Below are 25,842 nucleotides of genomic sequence, written 5' to 3'. Positions count from 1 at the left end.
ATGAATGGGGCCGAGGGCAGTCTGGGACGGCTTGCCGCCTTTCTGGAAACGGGCGGGCCGGTGGTGTGGATATTGCTCGCCATCTCGATCGCCGCGCTCAGTATTCTGCTGATGAAACTCTGGCAATTTTTCCAGTTGAGGCCCGAGCACAACGAGGAGCTGCCCGAGGCCCTCTCGACCTGGCGGCAGGGACGGCATGAAGAGGCCTGGCGCATGCTCAAGAACGAGCGGTTCAGTTCGGAGATCGTCGCTCTGGCCATGCGCGAGTTGGCCCAGGGGCACGCGCATCAGGCGACGCTCAGGGAGGAACTGGAGCGCATCGCCCTGGCAAAGCTGAACGGCCTGCGCGCCCAACTGCCGGCGCTGGAGGTCATCGGCACTCTGACTCCGCTTCTTGGCCTGCTGGGCACCGTGCTGGGCATGATCGCCGCCTTTCGCGCCATGGAGGTCGCAGGCAGCCAGGTCGATCCCTCGGTGCTGTCCGGAGGAATCTGGCAAGCGTTGCTGACGACCGCGATGGGGCTGGCCATCGCGATCCCGGTGATGGCCGCCTACAACTGGATGGACCGCAAGACCCAGCGGGTGTCGGAGCAGATCAACGACGCCGTCACCCAGGTTTTCACGCTCTACAACAGCCGGGGCGCCCAGGACACGGCCGAACCATCCACGCCGGGGTCGCATGCGGCTTGACCACCTGGTCCGGCGGCGCAAACGCGCCATCAGCATGGTCCCGCTGATCGACGTCGTCTTCATTCTGCTGCTGTTCTTCATGCTTTCCACCAGCCTTATACGCGCTCGGGAGATTCCGGTGGACTTCCCCACCCCCGACGCCGAACCCTCGGCCCAGGAGGTCAGGATCATTCGCCTGGAGTCCGAAGACGGGTCGTTCACGTTCGAGGGGCTTCAATACCCGGGTTCGGATCCCGAGGCGCTTCAAAGCCTCGTTGCGACGGATCCCGCGGCCCCCTATGCCCTCGACACGGCGCCGGGCGTAAGCAGCCAGGCGCTGGTCACGCTGCTGGACCGCCTGAACATGGCCGGCGCCAGGAACCTGTCCCTGATCGGGGAAACATCGTGAATCTCTACAGGCAGCGTAAACCGCAGACGCAGGAAAACAGCATGATTCCGCTGATCAACGTGGTCTTCCTGATGCTGGCGTTCTTCATGATATTGGGGCAGATCGAGCGCTCGGACGCGGTCCGGCTCGACCCGCCGGACTCATTGAGCCTCGAGGTCCAGGGCGACTATTCGGCCACGCTGCTGATTACCGCGCAACAGTCCCTTTATCTGAACGACCGGCCGCTGCGGCGGGAGCAACTCGCCGGCGAAATCCGCCGCATTCTCGAGGCGGCCGCCGACCCGCAGAGCGTGCGGGTGCTGGTCAAGGCCGACGCCACGTTGCCGGCCACCGAGCTGAGGCTGGTTCTTGCCCGGCTGCGTACCGCCGGCCTATTGCGCGTTTCGCTGGCGACCGAAGCGCTGGGGGTTGCGTCACCCGGCTGACCCGCATGCATCCTCAGCGAAAGATGCTCCATTGGAGCGTTGCCGTAAGTGTGGCGTTTGCCGCGCATCTATTGCTGGTGGTGGGATACATGGGCCTGAACCCCTACGGCGCGGCCGGCGAAGGCCAGGGCGGGATCGAAATCGGCCTGGGCATGCTGGGCGACATGGGCGAATCGCTGGAAACTTCGGATGCGGCCGAAACGATGCAACTGCCCGTGGAACAGCCTCCCGAGCCACAGCCTCCCGAGCCCATACAGACTGATTTCCAGCCCCCGCCGACGGACCCGGAAACACCGCAGCAGGTTACCGAGGTGGCGGTGCAGACCAATACGGTCGAGGAAATCATCCCGGTGGTGGAGCAATCGCAGACAGCGGAACCGGTCACCGACGCTCCGGCGATCGGACCGCAAACCGGGGTTCAGGCGGCGGCGCCGTCGGCCGGCGGCAGCACCGGCGATGACGCCATCACACAAAGACGCCAGGGTTCCGGCGCGGGAGATTCCCCCGGTGCGGGAGGTTCGAGAGGCCGGCAGGCGGCATACGCGGCGACCCTGGCCGCACAGGTGAATCGCTACAAGCACTACCCCATGGCCGCGCGTCGCGCCCGCGAGGAAGGCACAGCCACTCTCTCGCTGGTTATTCTGCGTGACGGCACCGTCAAGGACTTCCGGATCAGCAAGAGTTCGGGGTCGGATGCGCTGGACGCCGCGGTCTTGCGAATGCTGGAACGCGCGCAACCCTTGCCGGCCTTTCCGGCATCAATGACTGAAGATGAGATTCGCGTGGACTTCCCCGTTTCGTTTTCGCTGCAGGCCCTGTGAGGCAAGAGCAATCGGCGGAACCCCATCGAGGGCCAGGTGCACCGCAGCGGGAGATATTCCAATGAAATCAAGAACTCCGGCCATCGCCGCCACCCTCCTGACAACATCTCTTTTAGCCGCGCCGCTGGCGCAGGCGCTCGAATCGCGCATCGACGCGGTGACCGTTTACCCGCGGGGCGCGGATGTGACCCGGGTTGCGCGCGTTTCCCTGACGCCCGGCGCAAACAGCGTGCTGCTGGAAGGCTTCCCGGGCGATATCGATCTGGGCCGCCTGACCGCCATCGTCGAGAATCAGACGGTCGAGGTGCGATCCATACGGATGGACGTGCGGGAACAGCGCGATGCCTACGACGCGGATGTTCGTCGCCTGCAGGCCGCAATTACGGAGGTGAAGGACGCAATCCAGGCAATCGACGATGAAATCGCCATAGCGGAATTCCAGTTGAAGTTCCTGGAAGGACTCGTACAGGATTCCGCGAGCCGGGAACGCCGCGAGGCGGTGTCGGGCCAGGCCGACGTCGCGTCCTGGCAGCAGGCCATGGACTCTATCGGCAGCGGCGCAGGCACGGCAATGGAGAAGATCCGCAATGCCCGCAAGTCGCGTCGCGATCAGGAAGCGGAACTGTCGATGCTGGAGCGCGAACTGGAGAACAAACGGGATCGCCGGGAGGATTCCGCTGTTTTGCGCATCTCCCTGGATTCGGAATCTTCGCTGGAATCCAACCTGCGGGTCACCTATTTCCAGCGGCAGGCGAGCTGGAGTTCGTCCTATGCGGCCTATCTCGACACGGAGGCCAACCGTCTGCGGCTTACGCACGAGGCGCAAGTCAGCCAGACTTCCAGCGAAGACTGGAATAACGTCGAACTGACCCTGTCCACCAGTAATCCCGGCGGCGCTATGCAGGCGCCCGAGCAGGACAGCCGGTTTCTCGATCTTTACGAATCCCGGATGGGTGCAAGGATGGCCCGTCCGGGAGTCGAGAGGAGGTTCGAGGCGGCCCAGATGCTGGAAGAAGTAGTGGTCTCATCGGCCCGATTGCCTTCCGGCAGGTATGCGGTTCTCTACCGGGCATCGGAACGCGCAAGCATTTCCAATGTCGCCGATCAGGCCCAGGGCGTGCCGCTTTCGGAATATCGCGTGGGTGTTTCGCTGGTGACCCGCACCAATCCCCGGCGGAACGCGAGTGCGTTCCTGAGCGCGCGGTATGCGCACGATAGCGAAACGCCGCTATTGGGCGGACCCATGCGTGTCTTCGTCGATGGAGCCTTCGCAGGCCTGGCGCAACTGCCGGATCTGCTTCCCGGTGCCGAGGCCGTGCTTCCCATGGGACCGGACCGGCAGGTCGAGGTAAGCGCCACGGACCAGGGAGGCGGGAAAGGCAGCGAGGGCTTCCTCACTTCGCGCAATACACAGCTGGCCGATTTTCTTTTCGAGGTCGTCAACCGTCATTCCAGGCAAACGACCATCGAAGTCGTCGACTACTACCCGGTCTCCCGCGACGAACGCATCGAGGTGTCGGTTCCGCGCAGCGCCACGAAACCGGACGAGGAGAACATCGACGAACGCCCCGGCGTGATTGTCTGGCGGAAGACGCTGGAGCCCGGCGAGCGCTGGCGGATCGCCCACCAGTATGAAGTGAGCTTCCCGGAAGACACGATGCTGACGGATCCCTTGTAGCGCGCCGGCAAGCGCTCAAACCCCGATCTGCACCCGGTAAGCGGTTTCGGCGAGACCCACCAGCCCCTTTTGTTCCAGGCTGGTTCCCTCGGTATTGATTTCGCGGGCCGCAAGCCGGCTTAACCGGCAGCGAGGCCCCAGCAATCCGCGCAGCCTTTTCTCGTTAATGGAGAACGGCGGCCCCTCCATGACCTCCGGCGGATATTCGAGACTGTTGATCAGCCCCACCGCGCCCGGCGGCAGCAGACTCGTCAGCTTGCACATGTATTTCGGCTGCAGGTCCGGCGGCATGGCGACCAGCGCCGCACGGTCGTAGAAGGCCGCAACCTCGCCCAGATCCGGGGCCGTCGCGGTGAAGAAATCGCCTTGAAGGATGCGGTAGGGCCCGGCGCTGTAGCAACGAAAGGCGCCGGCCTCTTCGATGACCGGCCTGGCTTCAAGCCCTTCGAAAAACGCGTCGCAGGCCAGCGGACTCACTTCCAGCCCCACGACCCGGTGGCCCTGCTCCGCCAGCCAGCGCATGTCCAGCGACTTGCCGCACAGCGGAACGAAAACTGCACCGCCAGCCGGCGCCCGCACGGACGGCCAATGCTCCTGCAAGGACTCGTTGATGGATTCCTGGTGGAACGCGATCTCTCCCAATTCCCATTTGTTCAGCCAGAATTCCGCTTTCATGCGTGTCAATCGGGGAGGCTGTAGGCGATCAGCGAGTCGCCCTTCTTGAAGGGATAGACCCAGTTGTGCCCTCCGGTGGCGACGACTACGTACTGCTTGCCGCCGGCCATATAGGTCATCGGCGTGGCGTTGGCGGACGTGGGGCCTTCGAACTCCCAGAGCAGTTCGCCGGTCTCGGTGTCGTAGGCGCGGAAGCGCTCGTCTGCGGTCGCGCCGATAAAGACCAGGCCGCCCCCGGTAGCGATCGGCCCGCCCGCGTACGGCGTGCCCCAGCGAAATGGTATGGGTACCGGCGCCAGCTTGTCGACCAGTCCCAGCGGCTGTTCCCACAGGATCTCACCCGCGGCCATGTCGACTGCAACGAGCTTGGCCCAGGGCGGCGCCGTGCACGGCATCATGAAGGGCGAGAACAACGGGCCCTGCTCCAGGCCGTAGTCGGTGCCTTCAATGTATCCGGGCGGACCGATCGGCAGGCCAGCCGTCGGCAGCCTGCCCGCTACCGGATCGATCTCCTCGTTGGGAATCAGGCGGAGCCTGTAAGGAGATTGGCCCACCGGCGTAACGAGGATATTGCTGGCGGGATCAAAGGCGCCACCGCCCCAGTTCATGCCTCCGCCCACGTTCGGCATCATCAGCGTGAACTCCGTGGTCGGCGGCGTATAGATCGGTCCGTAGCGCATCGACTCGATCAGTTCGCGGCATTGGTTTCGGTCATACGGCGTTAGCCCCCAGGCGTCTTCCGGGCCGATCCCGTGCTTGACCAGCGGCGGCGGTCTGACCGGAAACGGCTGCGTGGGCGAAACGTCGTCCTCGGGCATGCCGTCGGTCAGAACCGGACGCTCCTCGATCTCGAAGAAAGGCTCGCCGGTATAGCGGTGGAAGGTGAAGATCATTCCCTGCTTGGTCAGTTGCATCGCAACCGGGACCTTCTCGCCGTCGCGCGTGATCTCCGCCAGTATGGGATTGGTTGGGAGGTCCCAGTCCCACAGGTCGTGATGCAGGATCTGGTAGTGCCAGACCAGTTCCCCGGTGGCAGCGCGAAGAACAATGACGGAGTTCGCATAGAGGTTGTTGCCCGGACGCTTGCCGCCGTAGAAATTCGGCGCGGGACTGGCGGTGGGGATGAAGACCAGGTCGTGCTCGCTGTCCCAGCTCATGTTGATCCAGGCGTTGGCGCCGCCGACATGCCAGGCGCTGCTCTCGGGATCGTCCGCGGGTTCGCGGATCAGCGTGTCGAAGGTCCAAAGGTGCTCGCCGGTCCGGGCGCTGAAGGCCCGCACGGCGCCGTTCATGGAGCTGGCGTCCTTGAACTTGTCGGCGGTCCCGCCAATGATGATGACGCCGTTCACCAACGCGGCCGGCGAATTCAATTGCATGGTGAGGAGCCGGTTGGCCGGCTGCAGTTCGAGAATGATTGGCGTTACGTCAACAAAGCCGCCTTCGCCGAATCCTGCGCACGGCTCGCCGTTGCGGGCATCGACGGCGACAAGGCGCCGGTCGTTGGTGGCCAGAATCAGACGGTGCGCGCAAGCGTCCGCTTCGGCGGCCTCGGGGTCGCGCCAGTGCGTAACGCCTCGGCAGTTGAAGCGCCCGGCGAAAGGCCTGAGATCGATCTCGGGATCGAACCGCCAGCGCTCTTCTCCGGTCGCCGGGTCCAGCGCCATGATCCGATTCAATGGATCGCACAGCACCAGGTGCCGCCCGGCCTCGTCCGGCAGGAGAATCGGAGTCACCTGAAAGCCCACCATCGGTCGCAACTGAGGCGCGAGTTCCAGGTGACCCGTGTTGTAGGTCCAGGCAATCTCCAGGTCCTCCACGTTGGAGCGGTTGATCTGGTTCAGCGGCGAAAAGCGCGTTCCCCCTTCCGCGCCCGCATACGTGGGCCAGCCCGGACCCTCGATAACCGGGCGCGCCTCGAACGGCCGCCCGCCGTCATCCCCGCAGCCGGCGAGCAGGGCGGCTGCCAGTATCGCCATCATCAACGGCCGCCGGTTGTTCGGAAGATTGCGCATCTTTCCCCCTCGATTCAGGCTTGCGCCGAGAAGTGCCGGAAAAGCGCCTTGAATCGGCGCTGCAGGGACTGTTCGGACAGAGGCGCCGGCAGTTTGTCGAAGCCGTGCGGAGCCCCGGGCACGACTTCGAGCTCAACCGCCACTCCGCTGTCGCGAAGCCGGCGCGCGTAGTCGATGTCCTCCTCGTAGAAGAGGTCCTGGTCTCCTATGCACAGGTAAGTGGGCGGCAGGCCGTCAAGCCGTTTGGCCATCGCCGGTGAAGCCAACGACGAGACGCCGTGAGTCATATCGTTGGGTCCGAGGTAAGCGCTCCAGGCGAAGCGGTTGTGATCGCCGCCCCACAGCCAGTAATCCCTTGCGCTTTCCGCCTCCGCGGTGCCCGTGCGGTAATCGAGCATGGGATAGATCAGGCACTGAAAGGTGATTGCGCCGGGCCGGCGGTCCCGTGCACGGAGCGCCAGCGCCGCCGCAAGGCCGCCGCCGGCGCTGGCCCCGCCGAGCACGAGCGTGCTCGTGTCCACGCCCAACTCGCCGGCATTCTCCAGAATCCAGCCCAGGGCCGCATCGCAATCGTCCAGGGCCGCCGGATAAGGATGCTCGGGCGCCAGACGGTAATCGACGGCCACGACCAGGCAGCCCAGCTCGTCGGCCTTGCGGCAAAGAAGCTGCTCGTCCATCTCCGGACAGCCCAGGATGTAGCCGCCGCCGTGGATCCACAACAGACACGGCCGCAAGCCCGGTGAATCGCCGCTCGAATACAGCCGGAGCCTGAGTGACTGGCCGGGGGACGGGCCGTCGATCCGCCTGTCCTCGACATCGACATGATCAAAACCTTCTATCGCGGCCGCCGTCTCCAGCGTCATCCGGTTCAGTTCTCCGCGCGTCTGCACGAGGTTCTCGCTGGTCAATTCCAGCGTCGGGAATTGATCGCGAAAGGGCAGCAGTTCCGGGTGAATGCTCACTCATACTCCTCTCTAGTGTCAGGAACCCATTGGGTTCACCCGCATCTTGACATGTTTGGGCTCAAGAAACGCGTCCAGGCCTTCCGGCCCGAGCTCTCGCCCGAAACCGCTGAGCTTCCAGCCGCCGAACGGCGCCTGGAGTTCCGAAGTGTCGGACACGTTGATGCCCACGGCCCCGAATTCCAGACGGTCCGCCAACGCCCAAGCCAGCTCCAGGTTCTCGGAGTAAACGTAGGCGGCGAGCCCGAAGTTGAGGCTGTTCGATACGGCCAGCAACTCATCCAGCGACCCGCAGCTTCTGATGGCGGCCACCGGTCCGTAGGTTTCCTCGGTCATGGGAAGGCTGTCGAGCGACGCGCCATCGAGCAGCGTAGGTTGAAAGAACAGGCCCTTGTCCAGTTCGCCGCTTGCGGCGCGGCCGCCGCCGATGATGATCCTGGCGCCTTTGGAGACCGCGTCGTCGATGTGGAGCTGCGAGCGTTCGATCACCGAGGCCGTCGTGACCGGACCGTACAGCCTGCCGGGGTCGAGGCCGGGGCCAAGCTCGATCGTTTCCGTTTCCGCGACCAGCGCGTCCACGAACGGCGAATGGGCGTCGGGGTGGGTGAGGACGCGGTTCACCGTGATGCAGATCTGCCCCATGTTGGAGAACGAACGACGCATGGCGGCCTTGGCCGCCGCTTCGATGTCCGCATCCGGCAGCACGATGAACGGGGAGTGCCCGCCCAGTTCCAGTGACAGCCGCTTCAGATTGCCGGCCGCGTTTCGCATGATGTCCTGTCCGGCCGCTACTGAGGCGGTGGCGGAAATACAGGCCACATCGGGGTGGCGCGCCAGTGCGGCGCCTGCCTCCACCCCGGTGCCCGGCAGGTTGGCCAGCACTCCCGAAGGCACACCCGCCTCCACGAAGCACTCCAGGACCACGGCAATGGCGAACGGCGTCTCGTGAGGAGGCTTGACGACGATCGGGCAGCCGGCCGCCAGCGCCGGCGCCACCTTCCAGCAGTACAGGTCCACGGGGTAGTTCCAGGGCACGATGGCGCCCACCACCCCTACCGGGAAATACGAAACCACGTTCTTGACGTTCGGCAGGGAGGAAGGGCGTAGCGAGCCGAACTTGCGCCGGCCTTCCTCGGCGTAATAGCGGATCACCTGGACCCCGAAGCCGATCTCCTTGAGGCTGTCGCAAAGCGGCTTGCCCTGCTCCCTTGTTAGGAGCTCCGCGATCTCGTCGGTTCGCGCCTCGATCCGGTCCGCCGCACGATGAAGGATCGCGGCGCGTCCGTCGGCGTGCATGTCCGCCCAGGCGGATTTGGCCCGTAACGCATGGCCGACGGCCCGGTCAATGTCCGCGGCGTTCGCGAGCGCACATCGCCCGACCCGCGAACCGTCCGCGGGATCGTTTACGACATGCCATTCATCGGACGCCGGGGCGTGAAATTCGCCCCCATAGAAGGGCAGGCACTCAAGTGACGCTGGCATTCGCGGGAGATTACCGCGAGGACAAGCGCCGCCACAACTCCTCGTAGTTCAGATCGTTGAGCCGGTTCGCCCTGGCCTTCTCGGTGGTGTTCGGACTGACCATGATCATCGGCTGCGCGCCGCGCGCCACCAGTTTTTCCACGGTGGCGGCGTTGATGGCCTGCCCCACCGCAATGGCCACGCTGGTGGAGGTGGCGCCGACGCTACCTTCCAGGCCATCGATGGAAATGCCGGCATCGCCCAGCGGGGCGCCGGTATCGATTACGACATCGGCCGCCTCGAACAGCCGCTTGCCCGAAGAATGCCGGGACGGAACTTGCGAAGAATGCGGGACACTGGTTACGCCGATGACCTTCATGCCGATCTCTTTGGCGCCGACGGCGATATCCATGGTGACGGCATTGATCCCTGAATGCGAGAAGATCAGCATCGCGTCATCCGCGTCGGTCTGATGAGAGGACAGTATCGCCTTCCCGTAGCCTTCCTGGGCGTGTATGAAGCGGTATTGCCGCGCCCCCATATCGCCCAGCACCCGATGAAACGAGATCATTGTGCTTTCAACAATCGGCCGGAACCCGACCGCGGTCCCGGTTCTTGGAAACATCTCCAGTGCCGCGAACGAGCCATGGCCCGTGCCGAATGTAAACACCAGCTTGCCCTTCCCGATGCTGGCGGCGCAGACTTCCGCCGCCTTGTCGATCGAATCTTCCTGGTTTTCGAAAACGAGGGCCAGCTTCTCATCCAGCAATCGCCGGTAGTCCTGAATAATGCTCATTGTTGGTTCTTCACCCTTGATGAAATCAATATGGCCAGCATGCTGGCGGCAACGACGGCGCCGGCCACGATGACCAGCAGGCGGTATCCGCCCGCGTCCGCCGCGGCGCCTCCGGCAAACGGCCCGGCGGCGGAGCCGATGCCCTGCGCGGCGGCAATCAGCAGCACGAAACGGTTATCTCGATCCAGCGCGGCGAGATAGCCCATCTGGTAGGGCATGACGAAGCCGATGGAAAGGCCCAGGCCGGCGACCGCGGCCGCGTAGGTCGAAAAACTGTCCACCGTGGCCAGGCTGACGATGGACACCAGGATCGCGAGCATACCCACGAACAGCGGCAGCATGCGTCCGAACCGCATGCCCAGCAGGGTCGCCAGCACCGAACCGCCCGCCGATGCCAACAGGTTCGAAGCAATGACCGGGCTGATCTGCGACGTGTTGAATCCGGCGTCGATGCCGATTCTCTCGGTAAACGCCCATACGGCCGCAAAGCCGAAACTGGTGCCCAGGATCGCAAGAAGCGCCAGGGCTACCGGTAGCGACGGCCGATACGAGGCCTCGCCGGTGTCATCGCCGCCCGATTGCAGACCCCGCGGCAGCAGCAGCGCCGACAGCGCCAGCACGAGCACCACGCCGCCCAGCACGTAGCTGGAGCCGCTCAGCCCGAAGTCGGCGACCACGTACTCGCCAATGATGAAGGTTACCAGCGCGAGAGCGCTGTACGACACCACAATGCCGATGGAAAAGGCGCGTTCGGGGTTCGCCGAGCCGCTGAAGATCCGGTACGCGACCGTCCAGAACGCGCCCATCATGAGCCCCACGACGGGCACGATCATGAAGCTGAGGGCAAAGCCGTCCACCCTCGCCAGCAGCAGCAGTGCGGCGATCACGACAGCGGCCATGACCGCGGCCAGTTTCCGCCAATTGAAACGGCCCGCCCACCACAATGCGGTCATGGACGCGACCGAAAAGCCGATCAGGTAGGCGGAACCGAGCGAGCCGGCCTGCGTCTGACTGAACCCTCCGGTGGACACCTTCAGTCCCACGAAGAACGGAAGGAACGCCCAGAACAGCCCGCCGATCGTGTAGATGCCCAGCGCGCCGGCGAAGTTACGGTTGTCCAATTTCATTGCGTATTCCTGTCATACGGATGCCCCATGCAGTCGATCACCACTTCGCGGGGACAGGCAGCCTTCGAAAGGCTCAACAGCCACGACACCGTCCTGACCAGATCGTCAAGCTGAATCATGTCCTCCGGCGGCAGGGTCCCGCCGGCCGCAACGGCCATTTCCGTTGCGACCCAGTTGGGACAGATCGCCGTCACCTTCACGCCGTGCTCCAGCATCTCCTTGTACAGGCTCTCCGAGAGGCCCTGCAACGCGAATTTGGAGGCAGCATATATACCGTAGCCCGCGTAGCCCCACTTTCCCGTAATCGACGACAGATTGATGATGTGGCCGCGTTTTTGCGCCTTCATTACGGGCACGACCGCCTTGAGCATCAGGAAAGCGCCTTTCAGGTTGGTCCCGACAACCGCGTCCAGGTCCTCGACGTCCGCTTCAATGCTGCCGGGCCGGAACTGGCCGGCGTTGTTGACCAGCACGTCGATCGCCTCGTGCCCGGCGGCCAGTCCGGACACGAGATCACGGACCGCCGCCGCGACGGTAACGTCGAGCGGATGGCAACTCGCTGCCATGCCGGGACCGATGCCTAGAATCTCCGCCTGCACGCCGCTGAGCGCGTCCTCGTCGCGGGCGACCAGTGCCAGCCGGTAACCGGCCTCGGCCAGACCGATCGCCAGCGCGCGTCCTATGCCGCGGCTGGCGCCGGTGACGATCGCCAGCCCGCGAGAGGTCTCCGTTGCCACGCCTGCGCAGGTCCCTTTATTCGGACACGGATTTCGGCATCAGCCGGCCATCCTCGGTGAGTTCGAGAAACGGGGCGTAGGCGACTTCCCACGGGTAACCGTCCGGATCGAGGAAATAGCCGGAATAGCCGTCGTACCCGCCCCAGTCCTTCCATTGCGGTTGCTGGTGCGCGGTGCCGCCGTTGCGGATGGCGTTCTCGAATATCGCGTCCACCTCTTCCGGAGAGGCGCCGTTCACGGCCAGCGTGAAGCCCTGGTATTGCGCACGGGGCTTTGCCTTCAGCAGCGCGTCGTTGGCCAGAAACTCGTACCCGACCAGCCCCAGCACCGTCGAGGGCGTATTGATGAACGTGCACATTGCGGGGTCGGAATCCGGCGACATTTCCCAGCCGAACGAGGTGTAGAAACGGACCGAGCGCTCCACGTCGTCAACGCCCAGCGTGATGATCGAAATCGCGACCTTCGGCCTGTTCTCCCGCATGGCCAGCGTTACCTCTTGTGCTTCGTGCTCCCGACCTAGAACCTGCGGGTCAGTTCGAGCCCGAACGTCCGGGGATAGCTGTAGTTGCCGGCCGCGATATAGAAGCCGAAACCCAGCACCTCGTAGGCTTCGGTCAGGTATTCCTCATCCGTCAGGTTACGCACCCAGAAGGCGGCATCCCATTTGTCGTCCGCGGACCGTACGGCCAATCGCAGGTCCACGTCGATATGGGCCTCCGTGAACAACGCCGGGGAGGCGCGGAGATCCCGCGGGATGTCGTCTTCCCACAGAAAGTCCAGCTGGCCGATGAAGCGCCATCCGTCATTTACGGGCCATTCGACCGTGGCCGACGAATTGATGCTCAATTCGGGCGTGTTCGGAATGCGATTGCCGGTGAGGTCCGCCAGCGTGGACCCGAACACCGGGGCGTTGTCGGGGTACGGACTGCCCGTGCCCGTCCCGGCCACCGAAGTCACCAGGTTGCCGTATTCGCTATCGATGTAGGCGGCGCCGAAACTGAGTTCCAGCCAGTCTGCGGCAAGTGCGCGAAGCTGAATTTCACCGCCCTGCATCTTCGAATCATCCGCATTGATGAGGAAATTGGCCGATATGAGACTTAAGGGTTCAACGGCGACCACCTGCGGATCGGTGGCGTCGTAGTAGTAGACGGCAGCCTCGACGCTCGCCCGCCCGCCGGCAAATGTCGATTTCAGACCGACCTCATAGGCGGTCAGCGATTCCGATTTTGTCGGCTCCAGGTTGTCGACGGTCGCCAGGAACTGACTGTTGAAAGTGCCGGCGTTGAATCCGCGGGAAATGCTGGCGTAGATCAGTGTGTTGTCGTTGTAGCTCCAATCCAACGCCACCCGGGCGGAATAATCGCTGTCCGAAAACGAACTGCTCGCACCGGCCTGGAGTTCCGCGGAGGCGAAGAAACCGGTCGTTCGATAATCGAAATCGCGTTGCACGTCGGTCCATCGGCCACCCACGGTCAGGGCAAGATCGGCGGAAAGGGGGTACTCGATCTGCCCGAACAAGCCGAGGGTATCGGTTTCCAGTGTCGAGTAATCCTGGCGGCCGCCCGAATCGAAGGAGGGGTCGCCCTCCATCTCATCGGAAGAGTAGTAAATTCCCGCCAGCCACTGCATTCCGTCGCCGGCGTTGGAAGCGAGCCGCACTTCCTGCGAGAACTGCGACACGTCGGATTTCCGGACATCGTCCAGAGCCACGGTCGGACCGGCGTCCTCATCCAGTATGTCGTGCCGTTCGAAATCGTCTAAGCCGGTCACCGAAGTCAAGGTCATCTGGCTGAGGCTCCAGTTCAATTCCGCCGAAATGCCGCTTGACCGGTATGCGTGGTTACCGATCGCGTTCTGGTTGATCGTGTATGGATCACCGTCCGTATCGTTGAACGTGTCACCGCTGACGAACGGGTCCCTGGCAAGACAATTCACCTGTGCCGCGGCCACGTCCCCGCGCGCATATTCGGGGCAAACCTGGTCCGGAATGCCGTCACCGTCGGTGTCCTGCCCCGCGGGGATGGCCGCCCAGGGCCAGACGTCCGAATCGTCACGCCCGGCGTAGAACCGTACCAGCAGCTCGACATCATCGTTCGGGCGGAACAGCAGTGACCCGCGCGCCATCAGTTGATCCAGTTCGCCACCATCGTCCAGGTTGGGATCCAGGTTGGTGAGGGGGCTGTCCGTCTGACGCAGGTACTTCACGGCAATCCGCCCGGCCGCCGTGTCCGATATCGGGCCGCCGTAGGCCCCCTCGAACGATGCCCTGCTGTAGTTGCCGAACCCCACGGTCGCATAGCCCTCCGGTTCGAAGGTGGGACGCTTCGAGATGAGATTGATGGCTCCGGCGATGGTATTGCGCCCGTAAATGGTTCCCTGCGGCCCCTTCAATACCTCCATGCGCTCCAGATCGAGCAATCGAAAAGCCTGCATGGGCGGTTGCGAGACATAGACTCCGTCGGCATAGACACCGGTGGACTGCGGCAGCGTTTCGATAAAGCCGTCCGTGTTCACGCCGCGTATCGCAATGAGCGGATAACCGAATTCCCCGAACGGCGTCTGTATGTTGAGGCCCGGCGAGAACCGTCCGACTTCGATCAGCGACAGGGCGCCGGCCTCACGCAGCCGGTCACCGCTGATCACGTCCACCGCAATGCCCACGTCGGCGAGCGACTCCTCGCGCTTCTGGGCGGTAACGACGATCTCTTCGAGAACTGCCGTTGAATCCTGTGCAACCGTGATATCCGCAATCAGGAATGGGATCGAAACGGCGGTAAGGACCAATAAAATCTTTCGCATGGCGTGTCCCCTTGATGGATGGATTTGTCGAATGACCCGACAGCATTTGAAGCACCGGTAGGAATGAAAATATAATTATTCAGTTGACTAGTCAAGTAGTCATTTGCACAATCGCACTTCCACACAAGGAATCCTCCCGATGACCCCACACCGGAACGCAGGAAAACCGCGCTACGCGGTCTTGTCGGACGAACTCCGCGACGGCATTCGCGCGGGCAAATGGGTGCCTGGCGACCTGCTGCCCAGCGAGGCGCAACTCTGCCTCAAGTTCGGCGTGAGCCGGGGCACGGTCGTAAAGGCCATCGACGTGTTGCTCGCCGAGGGCCTGCTGCAGCGGCGCCAGGGCGTGGGTACTTTCGTGTCGCGGCCTGCCCTGCACCGTTCTCCCGGTTACCTGCGCGGATTCTCGGAAACCGTGCGGCGCCAGGGCCGGGTCCCTTCGCATCGCCTGATGGGGCAGCGGCAACTGGACCGAAGCGAGGCCCTGCAGTACGGCTGCGACGAACCCGCATTGCTGCTGGAGCGAATCCGCTTTGTCGATGGCCTGCCGTGGGCCATACACACAGCGCTTGTGCCAACGCGCATAGCCGCCGCCGTACCGGCGCTGATTGGGACGGACAGCCGCGTGGCGGATTCGGATTTCTCGCTTTACAAGACCTTCGATGAAGCCGGACTCGAGATCGACCATGCCGACGAAACCATCAACGTGCGCCTGGCCACCGACAAGGAGGCCGAACAGCTCGGCATCGAGCTGCCCTCCGCGGTGATGCTCGTGCATCGAAAGAGCTTCGATCAAAGGGGCAATCTCATCGAGCTGATCGAAGCCGTTTATCTTCAGGACTGCTATACGTATGACGCTCGCCTGGTGCGCTCGAATCCGCTGTCGGTGCTGTACCATGAAGGAGAGCCGAACGACCCGCGCAAGTCTTCGTGAGCGAGCATATGGGAAACGCCACAGCCGTCGCGCTGTTGCTCATCGACCTGCAGAATTCCTTCTTTCACGAAGACGGTCAGAACTACTATTCCGAAAGCGCCGAGTTGCTCCCCGCTCTGCGGGCGTTGCTTCAGAGCGCCAGAACCGCGCAACGTCCCGTCATTTTCGTCGCCGAGCGGCACCGGCCCGGGCTGACCGACTTCGAGGAGGCAAAACTTCCGGTCCATTGTGTGGACGGCGAATTCGACTCGCAGCTTGTGGACGGCTTCTCGCCGCAGGGGCCCGCGGAAATCCTGCTGCCCAAACGGCGCATGAGCGCGTTTCAGGCCACCGACCTGGACCTGCTGCTGCGGGAACTCGAGGTCGGCACGCTGGTCATCGGCGGCGTCAAGGCGAACGTGTGTGTGCGGGCCACGGTTCAGGACGCTTTCTCGCTGGGATATCGCTGCCACGTCGTGCGCGACGCCGTCAACTCCAATCGCCCGCACCTGGCGGACGCATCCCTGGAGGATATCGAACGCTACCTGGGCTGGGTCGTGCCGCTTGAAGAGGGCGTCAGGCTGCTATCGTGAACAAGGTGGCGGTGATCGGATACGCGTCGATCGATTTTCCCGCGGTGCTCGACGGTTTTTTTTCAGGCGACCGCACGGTAATGATCAAGCAGCGCCCAGCCGACGCCTTTCCCCGGCCCGGCGGCTGCCCTTTGTATGTGGCCCGCCCCATCGCCGGGAAAGGCATTGACGTTTCCATCGTGACCTGGGTGGGCGCGGATCATCACGGCGAGCTGTTCACTTCCTGGACCGAAGGCGATGGCGTCGGCGTGGACGCGATCGCCACCATCGAGCCAGGGAATACGCCGGTATGTTTCATGATTTACCAGCAGGACGGTAGTTGCGGCTGCCTGTTCGATCCGGGCATGCTGGGGCGGGAAACGCTGACCGACCGGCAGAAGGAGGTAATTTCGGCCGCGGATTTGCTGTGCGTCACCGTGGGGCCTCCCGGGATCGCCGGAGAGGCTCTGGATCTGATCGACGGCGATTGCAAGGTGGCATGGGTCATGAAGAACGATCCGCTCTCGTATCCGATCGAACTGCGCGCGGCGCTTGCCGCGCGCGCCGACTACATTTTCTGCAACCGCCAGGAACGTAAGTGGGTCGATGAAGGGTTAGCGGCAATTCCCGGGCATCGCCAGCCCGTGATCGTGGAAACCGCCGGCGGCGAAGCCGTCAAGGCGGAACGGGACGGCAGCACGGTTCGCGTGGACGTGGAACCCCTGTCCTTCGACGATGCCTCGGGCGCCGGCGATACCCTGGCGGGCGGCTGCCTGGCGGCATTGCTTGCCGGGGAATCGGACTTGCGCACCGTCGTCGGGAGCGGCATCGACGCGGCCGCATCGCTGTTGCGGGAACGCTCGTATGGGTAGCGGGGAGATGAAGTCGCGAAAGGCCTGGTACATCGGATGCAGCGCCGAGCAGGTGGCCGAACGGGTCATTCTGCTGGGCGACCCGGGCCGGGTGCCCCGGTTCAGTCAATACCTGAGCGACGTAGAGGCGATGCCGGTCAACCGGGGGCTCGCTACCGTGACCGGGATGTACGAGGACACCCGGATCACCTTGTCGGCGTTCGGGATGGGCTCCCCCATCGCCGCGATCGTGCTTCACGAACTGTCCAACCTGGGCGCTTCGGTCTTCCTGCGCATAGGGACCAGCATCGGGCTCTCTCCCGTCAACATTGGCGACATGATCATCGCCCGGAACGCCAAATCGTTCGAAGGCACGTCCTCCGCATACGCCCACGGCTCCGGAAACTCCAGCGCCGATCCCCGCCTGGTGAGCGCCCTGACCCTCGCGGCGTCGCGGCGCGAAGCCACCCATCATGTCGGCGCGTTTGCCAGTTTCGACGGTTTCTACCAGGACATGTTCGCGCTGGATGAACCAACCGAAGACCGGGTCCGCAATAACCTGGAACGACTGGCAGAGCAGGACGTTCTCGCCGTTGACATGGAGACGTCCGCGATCCTCACCGTCGGCAAGGCACTGGGGTGCAGGGCGGGAAGCATGTGCGCATCCACCGTCAACAGCCTGAAGAAGCAGAAAATCGGCAAGCGGGAGCATGCCGAGGCCGAGCGTTCGCTCATCTCCATCGCCCTTGAAGCCCTGACGCAGGTCGATCCGGCCTGAGGGCCCGGCATCTCGACCGCCCAAGCCAAAGCGGAATGGACCTGAATCTCGGACAATCGCGGGCAATAGTCACCGGCGGTTCCCGCGGAATAGGACGCGCCATCGTGGAAGGATTGACTTCCGAAGGGTGCCGTGTCGAGTACTGCGCCCGTTCGCTGCCCGCAACAAAGCCTTCGGGCAGCGCTTCCTCGACCGCGGTTCAGGGCACGGCCGTGGACCTGGAGGACTCCGGTTCCACGCTGGAATGGCTGGAGCGGGCCATAAATCGCCTGGGCGGCCTCGACATACTGGTACTCAATGCCAGCGCCATGGCTGCAGGCAATACCGAGGAGGCCTGGGGAACCAACTACCGGCTTGAAATCGCCGCACTGACGCGCATCGTAGATGCCGCCGGCCCGCATCTTCTGAAGACGGCGCGGGAACGCGGTGATGCCGCCATTGTCGTTATCGGCTCGACCTCCGCCGCTTCCTCGCGCAAACGGGACGCGTACGGGGCCACAAAGGCCGCGCTCGCGCATGTCGCCAAGGGTCTTTCGCATGAGCTTGCGGCCGGCGGCGTCCGGGTCAATATGGTCTCGCCGGGGCCGACCTACTTCCCGGGCGGGATCTGGGCGCAACTGGAGGCGGACGACCCGGAGTACGTTCGCACGAAGGCCGGGGAGATCCCGCTTGGCCGCATGGCTACGCCGGAAGAGATAGCGAACGTCGTGGTGTTTCTCTGTTCGCGCCGGGCGCGGTTCGTCATCGGCGCCAACATCACGGTGGACGGCGGCCGCTCCGACCGCGTATAGCGCCGCGGGGACGGCTCAAAGCGCGTCCGCCAATTGCCGGTACGCGCGGCGGCCTTCGTCGGCGGCCGGCCCATAATGCTGATTGCCGTCAAGCTCGGAGTGCGCGAAAGCGATGCGTCCGTAGTGCTCCCGCAGCGTATCGCGCGGCGCCGTACCGTTCGCGCCGCCATAAAACCCGGGATACGGCACAGAATACGCGTGCCCCCAGCGATTGAGTATGAGCCCCGCCACATCCTTTGCCGGCTCGAAGCCGGCGGGGGCGAACAGACGCATCATCTGCCGGCGGATTCGTGCCTCGTATTCGGGATAGGAGGCGCCGAGCAGTTCCGCCCGGCCCAGCGTGACCTGCACCTTCGGGTCCAGGCCGGGCGAATGAAAGGGCGTATAGAACGACAGGACGGCCGGCTTTTCGGGATCCAGCGGCGGCCTGTAGTCGCCCACCTGCATCGGGTTGCGGATGTTGCAGGTGAAGCCGAATCCGTCCTCCTGCCGGTCCCAGATTGCGGCGGTAATGCCGAGCCGGTAAAGAAAGCGCCAATTCGTCAGGGCCACGTTGGCCACCAGAAAGGGGGCATGCAGGAAGCTTGCGCAGGCCTCCCGGTACGAAGGCGGCATATCGCCCACGATATACGGGTTGATCCAGTTCCCCGTAGCCATCACGACCGCCTTCGCCCGGATGCCGTGGTAGCGCCCGTTGCGCGCGTAAATCACGGCAACGGAACCCGCGCCTGCCGCGGCGCCTTCATGCGAAACATGCACGGCTGTAGCGCTCGTGCGCATGCGGATGGGCTGGCCCGGCCGGTCCAGCGCGGCCGCGTCCACCGGCTTTGTGACGATGTCCTCGAAGCTGGTCCCACCCTGAATCGAGTCCGGTACCAGGCGCTTGAGAAAATACCGGACGAACCCGGAGTTTCCGCCGGGAAACGAGACCCGCCGCATGTTGTCCGGCATGGGTCCGAACAGTCCGGGCATGGGCATCTGGTATGCGGCATAGGCCGACACGCAGTCGCTCCCCAGGCCGCAGGCGGAAGCGAGGAAAAGGTCCGCGTAACGGATCCCCTCCTCGCCCAGGTTCAGCTCGTCGCGGAGAAACTGCTCGTAGGACATCGTGTCGAGCGCCCGCCGCGCCTGCTCCGGCGAATGGAAACGGCGGGCGGCGCCCGACTCGAACCACGCCATCAGGCTTTTTCGCGATGCTTCGGAAAGTGGCGTGTCGGCCAGCCGATTGCGGAACATGTCGACGGCCCAATGGCCCTCCCCGCCGGCTCCATCGTCGAAGAAGTGCCCCACGCTGGCGTTGCGCTGCAGCCCGACCACCAGGTAGCCGTAGTTGTCACGGCAAAAGCGCAAGGGCTTTCTGTCTTGCGGCCAGGCGGCGAACGTGAACTCCCGCGGGACGCCGAGTTCGGCATAGTAGTACGGGTCACCCTGGGCGGAGCTCAAGTCGCCGGGCACGTCCGGCACGAAAAAGCCGTTCGCGCCCTGCGGCGCAATCAGCCGTTCGCCGTTTACCAGAAACTCGTTTTCCTTGGCCTCGCCGCCGATCATGGGATGGTTGTCCAGCAGGATGCAGGTCTGACCGTTCCGGCGCCTGAGGGAAAACTCAAGCGCAGCGCCCAGGCCGGCCATCCCTCCCCCCACGATCGCCAGATCGTATTCCTCGACCGAATCCAGCTGGTCCAGATCGACCGGGAAGCGACCGTCGAGAATGCGATGCGCCGCTTCCACGACTTCCGGGGAATTGCCGTGCGAATGACGGTACGGTCCGACCCCGCCGTAGCCGTACCAGTCGTCGTCCAGCGGCAGCACCAGCGGATCGGAAACCGCCTGCCCATACGCCGAAGCGGCGCCCGCCGTAAGTGCGGCGCCCGCGCCAGCCGCCACCCCGTTCACGAAGTCGCGCCGCGTTATGCCCGCACCGAATCGTGCCTGTTGCCGCTTGCGCATTTTTCCCGGAAAGATCTGGTAGAGAGGGAGTCCCTGAGGCGGGCTCACATGATGCCTTAAACACGCTCCGTCAACATTACTGTGCTAGGTTTGCGGAATGAAACATCGAAACGTACGAGGCAAGATCGCCTACATTTTTGATCCGGAAGGAGAACGGCGCGATTTCGGGCGGGAATGGTGGTCGGTCACCTTCCACGAGGACGGCCAGCGCACCCTGCGGGCGCATTGCGAAATCGAACCGGGTGTGGTCGCCGACCGGTCCGTCTTGCGGGAAACGGTCTATACCACGGACCCCGATTACCGTCCGCTGGACTGTTTTGTCCGATTGCACCAGAGCGGGAATTTTCTCGGCAGCGGCTGGTTCCGCTTCACCGACGGCGGCGCCGAGTGCGAAGCGGTCAATGTCACGACCGGACGCACGAGCCAGCGAATGGATCTCACCACGCCGCCGCTGTCCTTCGGAGCGCATCCCGTGTCCTGCGACGCGATCCACTGCGCCCGCTTCATTCACTCCTCGAAACAGAATCCGCAACCGTGCCGCGGCGTGCTCATGTCGTCACGCGAGCATGACGGATGCTCCGGCCCCAACCTGTGCACCACCGATTTCGACCTGGAATACGTAGGGCGCGAAGAGATCACCGTGCCGGCCGGGACGTTCGAAACCGACCATTACCGGTTCCTGCTCGACTATCACCCGACCGAGGACGTGTGGTGCACTCCGGACGGGTTCCTTTTCGTCAAGATTACCGTGGGCGGATACATGAACGCCCATTTCGACCTGATCGAATACGATGAGGAGTACTAGTGACTGCAAGGGAGGTGATTGTGCATTCAACTGTGTTAGCGTCGCTGCGGGCGACTTTTGCATTGGGGGTGGCATTGACCATGACCGCACTTGCGATTCACTCGGCCGATGCCGCCGAGCAGGACGAGATCGAGGCCGTAAGGGCGCTCGTTCACGAGACCGCGGAGCGATGGAACTCACAGGACTTCCGAAAGGTCCTGGATCTTTGGGACCCCGACGAAGAGGTGCCCTTCTACCTGGCCGAGGAGCAGGACGACTGGTTCATCGGCTGGGAGCCGCTCAAGGACTATCTCGACCCGCCGCTGCCGAGCCCGGCGGTGGAGGGCCTGCGCGAGGAGATGCGGGACATATCGGTCAAACTCATCGCCGATGACCTGGCCATTGCCGCCTGGAACATGCACTTCGAAATGAAGATACGGGGCCAGCTCCCGATAGGAGAGGACGTCCGGGTGAGCGCGGTCCTGCGCAAGAAGCCGGAAGGATGGCGCTATATCCATTGGGCCGAGTCCCCCATGGCGCCCCTGGTCTATATCCAGAAGCTCTTCCAGCGGGACGTGGACCACGAGAAGTTCGCACCCTTGATCGAGCGCTCGCGCAAGGTAAAGGAAGCCTGGAGGGCCGAATACGCAGAGCAGGCCGCCAGCGAGTAGCGGCCGAGGGAAGATTCCGAGTGAAACTCTATTCGTTCTCGCCCACGCCCAATAACCGCAAGGTCGAAGCGTTCATCAAGCACTTCGATCTGCCCGTCGAGATCCACTCGATGGGTTTCCGCGAGCAGGAGAACAGAACGGAGGCCTATCGGCGCATGAACCCGATGGGCAAGGCCCCGCTCCTGGTGGACGGCGATTTCTGCCTTTGGGAGTCGAATGCGATCCTTTGCTATCTCGCGACGCTGCACCCGGAAACCGGCATGCTGCCTGGCGATCCCGGTGGACGGGCGGACTGCGACCGCTGGCTCTACTGGCAGGCCTTCCATCTGATCAATACGGTCATCGCGGTGCGAGCGAAGAGCAAGACTGCCGAGAAGGATGTCGAGCTCAATATCGGAGTCCTCAACGGCCAGCTTGAGGGTCGTGAATTCGTCCTCGGCGACCTTTCCATCGTGGATTTCGCCATCGCCCCGTACCTGCTCGGCCGTCACGGGCAGGCGATCGACTACGTCCCGTATCCGCACGTGCGGGCCTGGATGGACCGCTGCAACCGGCTCGACGGCATCGTGGCGACGGTGTTCAGACCCAAAGGGAAGTGATCGGCACGGTTGCGCCGATCACGCCGGGCACGTTGCCTGCGGGCAACCCGAACCCTCTTGTCACGCTGGCGCGCACAGCGGCCGTTGCTTTCATGACCGCGTTCGCCCTTCTCGCCTGCACTCCCCTGCGCTTCGTCGATGTGGCGTCCGAGAACCAGAGCAGCCGCGTCGAACACCTCGTCATGCATTTCACGAGCGTCGACTTCGCCCAGTCGATGCGCATGCTGACCGAACGCGGGGAGCGCCCCGTCAGCGCGCACTACCTGGTGCCGGAAAGCGGCGACCCGACCTATCCGCACCCGCGGCTTCGGGTATACCGGCTCGTCGACGAGGAACACCGCGCCTGGCATGCCGGACGCAGCCATTGGAACGGCGACGACGCACTCAATGCCAGTTCCATCGGCATCGAAATCGTGAATCGGTCGGCTTGCTCCCCGGTGCCTCTGGGCACTGAGCCGGACCCGCCGGAAGATCGCTACGAGTTTCACGATTTTGACACGGAACAGATCGATCTCGTCATTGAACTCGTGCTCGACATCCTTGAACGCCATCCCCGTATCGACCCGGCTGATATCGTCGGCCATTCCGACATAGCGCCCGATCGCAGACTGGACCCCGGGCCGACATTTCCCTGGCGCAGGCTGTACGAACACGGCATTGGAGCCTGGTACGACGACGACACCGTGGACCGGTACCGGGAACGCTTCGAGGCGCAGCCGCCAACCCTGGCGCAGCTCCAGCGAGCCCTCGGGGCCTATGGCTACGACTTGGACGAGACCGGAGACCACGATCCACGCACGCAAGCCGCGCTAAGGGCGTTCCAGATGCATTTCAGACCGTCGGACTGGTCCGGACAGCCCGACGCCGAAACGGCCGCCATCCTGTTTGCGCTGCTGGAGAAGTACCGGCCAAGGGCGCTGTCCCACCTGCTGGAATCGCCGTTGTAGCGATCTCTGTTCGCGGCTCCCGGTGAGTACGGCGAACCGCGGGAAGAGTCCCCAATATTGGGGACGCGGATTGAGCAAGTCCTTCCTACAATGCAGGCGTGTGCGCGAACTGGGACGAGTTTCTGCGGGCCGTGCTGGCCCGAACGCTCGCAGCCTTCCTTTGCTCTGCCGCCGCCGTTGCCAATGCCGCCTCCACCGACGCGACCCTGAGCGCGTTGGCGGTGCAGGACAGGGACGGCGACGCCGTGGCGCTCTCCCCCGGCTTCAATGCTGCGACGACCTCATACACCGCGAGTGCGCCCGCCAGGGTGGCGTGGATCACGATCGAGGCCACCAAGAGCGACGACGGCGCCGGGGTGGACTACCTCGACGCAGCCGAATCGGAATTGACGGACGTGGACGCCGTGAAGGAGGGCTTCCAGGTCATTCTGGAAGCGGGCGCGAACACGATCAAGGTGAAGGTGACGGCCGAAGACACCGTCCACACCGAGACCTACACGGTAGTCGTGACGCGGGCGGCGCCGAGGGCGTCGACCGATGCCCTGCTCAGCAATCTCGACGAAAGCAACGATGCCGGCATGACTGTAGGCACGCCGACCGATTCCCCGAACGACGATTTCACCCAGGCGATTCGATTCCAGACCGGCAGCAACGAGCGGGGCTACAACATCACCTCGGTCAAGGCCGTGCTCGCGAACGCCTCGGATTTGGACGGTGTCCGGGTCCGGATCTTCGGCGCGAGGAGCATCGGAACGCCGTACATCAGCTTTTTCACGCTGACCAACCCGGTGATCGCCGACGGGACCCTGACCTTCACCGCGCCGGCGAGCGCTACGCTGCGGAAGAACGCGGGGTACTTCGTAGTGTTCGACTCGACAGCGTCGGGCGCCGGCAACGACTACGAAATTCGCGGAACGGAGTCGGACTTCCTCAACAGCCAGGCGGTCGGCTGGACCCTGAGTGAGGACCGGCACGCCAGAAACACGGATTCGGCGTCCTGGACAACCTACAGCGCGGTCCCGCTGATCGAGATCAACGGCGATGCCGTCGTACAAGCCACAGACGCGAACCTGAGCGCGTTGCGGATGCGGGACGGGAACGGAAAGCTCGTCACCTACTCTCCGTACTTCGATTCGTCGATCACCTCCTACGCCAAAAAGGTGCGCGCTCCCATCGACCGGATCACCATCCAGGGGACCGCGAACAACGACGGTGGCGCCACGGTGGACTACCTCGACGAGGACGACCAGCTGCTGACCGACGCTGATTCGGTGAAGGACGGCTTTCAGGTCGATCTGGAAGTCGGCCCGAACACGATCAATGTGCGGGTGACCGCCGAGGACGGCAGCACCACCCGGACCTACACGATGGTGGTGACGCGAGAGGCGTCGAGGGTGTCGGCGGATGCGCTGGCCAGCAATCTGGACGAGCACTTCAGCAAGAGGCTCTTCGTCGGCAATCTCGAGCCCGGCAAGATCTTGCGGGTCCAGGCACTGGGATTCGAAACCGGCGGCAACGATGCAGGCTACGTCCTCAACTCGGTCAAGATTCTAATCTGGGAACTCTCGAGTTTGGCCGGCGTGCGGGTGAGGATCTTCAGCAGCACAGCGGAGGGAAACCCGGACAGCAGTCTGTACACCCTGAGCGGCACGGTCGTCCTCCCCACCACGGACCAGGGGCCGGAGGAATCCGCCCGCGTCAGTACCTTCGACGCGCCGGCGAACGCCACCCTCGAGCCGAACACCCGGTACTTCCTGGTGCTCGATTCAAAATTCTCGCAACTCTATAGATACTACAAGGTCTGGGGTACGAAGTCGGACGATATCAGCAAGGTAGCGGACGGCTGGAGCATGAACAACTATCGGCATACCGGGATCCGGAATTCGGGGGTCTGGACGACGGCGGACGAGGTGCCGTTTGTCGATGTAAGCGGCTATGCCGTGGTGCCCTCCAGCGACGCCACGCTGACCGACCTCGGCCTGACATGGGACGACGGCGGTACCGCTACCGATATCGCGCTCAACCCGACATTCGACTCGTCGACGACCGCCTACACCGCGAGCGTCGCTAACGGAGTGGGCCAGATCACGATCGCCGGAACCAAGAGCGACATCGGCGCCAGGGTGGACTACTTCGACGGCGCCGACTCGGCGCTGACCGACGCCGACGGCAACGCCGCGGGCTTCCAGGTGAACCTCGGGGTCGGCGCGAACACGATCAAGGCGAAGGTGGCGGCCAGCGACGGCGAGACCACCCGAACCTACACGGTGGTGGTGACGCGGGCGGCGGGCGACACGACCGCGCCGACAGCGACGGGCGCGACAGTAAACGGCACAACGCTGGCGATCGCCTTCAACGAGGCCCTGGCCGCCGCCGCGAACCTCGCCAGCGGCGCGTTCACCGTGAAGAAGACCCTTT

General features: G+C 63.9%; 25 protein-coding genes. 15 read left to right on the top strand and 10 right to left on the bottom strand.

The features are described 5' to 3' along the window. Genes F4Y72_13060 through F4Y72_13040 form a run of 5 tightly spaced genes read left to right on the top strand, consistent with a single transcriptional unit; the run spans window position 1 to window position 4,002 of the window. Complete coding sequence (locus F4Y72_13060; GenBank protein MXZ29213.1) at window positions 1–690, top strand: MotA/TolQ/ExbB proton channel family protein; 690 nt, start codon at window positions 1–3, stop codon at window positions 688–690. Continuing rightward, the gene (locus F4Y72_13055) at window positions 680–1,078 is read left to right on the top strand and encodes a biopolymer transporter ExbD (GenBank protein MXZ29212.1); all 399 of its coding nucleotides are present in this window, start codon (window positions 680–682) and stop codon (window positions 1,076–1,078) included. The genes F4Y72_13060 and F4Y72_13055 overlap by 11 nt, the downstream gene beginning before the upstream one ends. 41 nt (window positions 1,079–1,119) lie before the next feature. Continuing rightward, window positions 1,120–1,503, top strand: a complete 384-nt coding sequence (locus F4Y72_13050; GenBank protein ID MXZ29211.1) for a biopolymer transporter ExbD — start codon at window positions 1,120–1,122, stop codon at window positions 1,501–1,503. Window positions 1,504–1,508: 5 nt separating this feature from the next. Next, complete coding sequence (locus F4Y72_13045) at window positions 1,509–2,324, top strand: energy transducer TonB (protein MXZ29210.1); 816 nt, start codon at window positions 1,509–1,511, stop codon at window positions 2,322–2,324. Beyond that, window positions 2,275–4,002, top strand: coding sequence for a mucoidy inhibitor MuiA family protein (locus F4Y72_13040; protein MXZ29209.1), 1,728 nt, complete (start codon window positions 2,275–2,277; stop codon window positions 4,000–4,002). Before F4Y72_13045 ends, F4Y72_13040 begins: the two co-directional genes overlap by 50 nt. Window positions 4,003–4,017: 15 nt before the next feature. Here F4Y72_13040 and F4Y72_13035 read toward each other — a convergent pair whose 3' ends face one another. The 9 genes from F4Y72_13035 to F4Y72_12995 are packed head-to-tail and all read right to left on the bottom strand — an operon-like array spanning window position 4,018 to window position 14,571. Continuing rightward, entirely contained in the window at window positions 4,018–4,677 is a 660-nt protein-coding gene (locus F4Y72_13035) for a thiopurine S-methyltransferase (GenBank protein MXZ29208.1), read from the bottom strand. A gap of 5 nt (window positions 4,678–4,682) precedes the next feature. After that, window positions 4,683–6,689, bottom strand: coding sequence for a pyrroloquinoline quinone-dependent dehydrogenase (locus tag F4Y72_13030; protein MXZ29207.1), 2,007 nt, complete (start codon window positions 6,687–6,689; stop codon window positions 4,683–4,685). 14 nt (window positions 6,690–6,703) lie between these two features. After that, window positions 6,704–7,651, bottom strand: a complete 948-nt coding sequence (locus F4Y72_13025; GenBank protein ID MXZ29206.1) for an alpha/beta hydrolase — start codon at window positions 7,649–7,651, stop codon at window positions 6,704–6,706. An 18-nt stretch (window positions 7,652–7,669) separates the two neighbouring features. Next, on the bottom strand, window positions 7,670–9,133 hold the full coding sequence (locus F4Y72_13020; protein ID MXZ29205.1) for an aldehyde dehydrogenase family protein: 1,464 nt from the start codon (window positions 9,131–9,133) through the stop codon (window positions 7,670–7,672). A gap of 10 nt (window positions 9,134–9,143) precedes the next feature. Further along, a complete protein-coding gene (locus F4Y72_13015; GenBank protein MXZ29204.1) occupies window positions 9,144–9,908 on the bottom strand; it encodes an SIS domain-containing protein in 765 nt (254 codons plus the stop codon). Continuing rightward, window positions 9,905–11,035: an MFS transporter gene (locus F4Y72_13010; GenBank protein ID MXZ29203.1), complete on the bottom strand. Its 1,131-nt coding sequence runs from the start codon at window positions 11,033–11,035 to the stop codon at window positions 9,905–9,907. Before F4Y72_13010 ends, F4Y72_13015 begins: the two co-directional genes overlap by 4 nt. After that, complete coding sequence (locus tag F4Y72_13005) at window positions 11,032–11,772, bottom strand: SDR family oxidoreductase (GenBank protein ID MXZ29202.1); 741 nt, start codon at window positions 11,770–11,772, stop codon at window positions 11,032–11,034. The genes F4Y72_13010 and F4Y72_13005 overlap by 4 nt, the downstream gene beginning before the upstream one ends. A gap of 16 nt (window positions 11,773–11,788) precedes the next feature. After that, window positions 11,789–12,253: a VOC family protein gene (locus F4Y72_13000; protein MXZ29201.1), complete on the bottom strand. Its 465-nt coding sequence runs from the start codon at window positions 12,251–12,253 to the stop codon at window positions 11,789–11,791. Window positions 12,254–12,288: 35 nt separating this feature from the next. After that, window positions 12,289–14,571 carry a TonB-dependent receptor plug domain-containing protein gene (locus F4Y72_12995; protein ID MXZ29200.1) on the bottom strand — a complete coding sequence of 761 codons (2,283 nt, stop codon included), beginning with the start codon at window positions 14,569–14,571 and terminating at the stop codon, window positions 12,289–12,291. A 139-nt stretch (window positions 14,572–14,710) separates the two neighbouring features. Here F4Y72_12995 and F4Y72_12990 point away from each other — a divergent pair, with 139 nt between their 5' ends. Genes F4Y72_12990 through F4Y72_12970 form a run of 5 tightly spaced genes read left to right on the top strand, consistent with a single transcriptional unit; the run spans window position 14,711 to window position 18,476 of the window. Next, window positions 14,711–15,505 carry a GntR family transcriptional regulator gene (locus F4Y72_12990; protein MXZ29199.1) on the top strand — a complete coding sequence of 265 codons (795 nt, stop codon included), beginning with the start codon at window positions 14,711–14,713 and terminating at the stop codon, window positions 15,503–15,505. Between the two features lie 8 nt (window positions 15,506–15,513). Beyond that, the gene (locus F4Y72_12985) at window positions 15,514–16,077 is read left to right on the top strand and encodes a cysteine hydrolase (protein ID MXZ29198.1); all 564 of its coding nucleotides are present in this window, start codon (window positions 15,514–15,516) and stop codon (window positions 16,075–16,077) included. Then, window positions 16,071–16,928: a carbohydrate kinase family protein gene (locus F4Y72_12980; GenBank protein MXZ29197.1), complete on the top strand. Its 858-nt coding sequence runs from the start codon at window positions 16,071–16,073 to the stop codon at window positions 16,926–16,928. Before F4Y72_12985 ends, F4Y72_12980 begins: the two co-directional genes overlap by 7 nt. Then, a complete protein-coding gene (locus tag F4Y72_12975) occupies window positions 16,792–17,685 on the top strand; it encodes a nucleoside phosphorylase (GenBank protein MXZ29196.1) in 894 nt (297 codons plus the stop codon). The genes F4Y72_12980 and F4Y72_12975 overlap by 137 nt, the downstream gene beginning before the upstream one ends. A gap of 35 nt (window positions 17,686–17,720) precedes the next feature. Beyond that, a complete protein-coding gene (locus F4Y72_12970) occupies window positions 17,721–18,476 on the top strand; it encodes an SDR family oxidoreductase (GenBank protein ID MXZ29195.1) in 756 nt (251 codons plus the stop codon). A gap of 15 nt (window positions 18,477–18,491) precedes the next feature. Here F4Y72_12970 and F4Y72_12965 read toward each other — a convergent pair whose 3' ends face one another. Beyond that, window positions 18,492–20,423, bottom strand: coding sequence for an NAD(P)-binding protein (locus F4Y72_12965; protein ID MXZ29194.1), 1,932 nt, complete (start codon window positions 20,421–20,423; stop codon window positions 18,492–18,494). A 97-nt stretch (window positions 20,424–20,520) separates the two neighbouring features. Between F4Y72_12965 and F4Y72_12960 the strand changes: the two genes are divergently transcribed. From F4Y72_12960 to F4Y72_12940, 5 genes are all read left to right on the top strand, one after another. Next, window positions 20,521–21,228, top strand: a complete 708-nt coding sequence (locus tag F4Y72_12960) for a DUF3108 domain-containing protein (GenBank protein ID MXZ29193.1) — start codon at window positions 20,521–20,523, stop codon at window positions 21,226–21,228. Between the two features lie 80 nt (window positions 21,229–21,308). Continuing rightward, window positions 21,309–21,878 carry a nuclear transport factor 2 family protein gene (locus F4Y72_12955; GenBank protein ID MXZ29192.1) on the top strand — a complete coding sequence of 190 codons (570 nt, stop codon included), beginning with the start codon at window positions 21,309–21,311 and terminating at the stop codon, window positions 21,876–21,878. Next, window positions 21,710–22,477: a glutathione S-transferase family protein gene (locus F4Y72_12950; protein MXZ29191.1), complete on the top strand. Its 768-nt coding sequence runs from the start codon at window positions 21,710–21,712 to the stop codon at window positions 22,475–22,477. Before F4Y72_12955 ends, F4Y72_12950 begins: the two co-directional genes overlap by 169 nt. Then, window positions 22,474–23,424, top strand: coding sequence for an N-acetylmuramoyl-L-alanine amidase (locus F4Y72_12945; GenBank protein MXZ29190.1), 951 nt, complete (start codon window positions 22,474–22,476; stop codon window positions 23,422–23,424). The genes F4Y72_12950 and F4Y72_12945 overlap by 4 nt, the downstream gene beginning before the upstream one ends. A gap of 98 nt (window positions 23,425–23,522) precedes the next feature. After that, window positions 23,523–25,842 (top strand): cadherin-like beta sandwich domain-containing protein (locus tag F4Y72_12940; GenBank protein ID MXZ29189.1); only part of this gene is annotated, 2,320 nt, incomplete at its 3' end.

It is taken from the genome of Gammaproteobacteria bacterium (assembly GCA_009838035.1).
Classification (GTDB): domain Bacteria; phylum Pseudomonadota; class Gammaproteobacteria; order Steroidobacterales; family Foliamicaceae; genus Foliamicus.
This window is presented reverse-complemented; position numbering and strand designations above follow the sequence as displayed.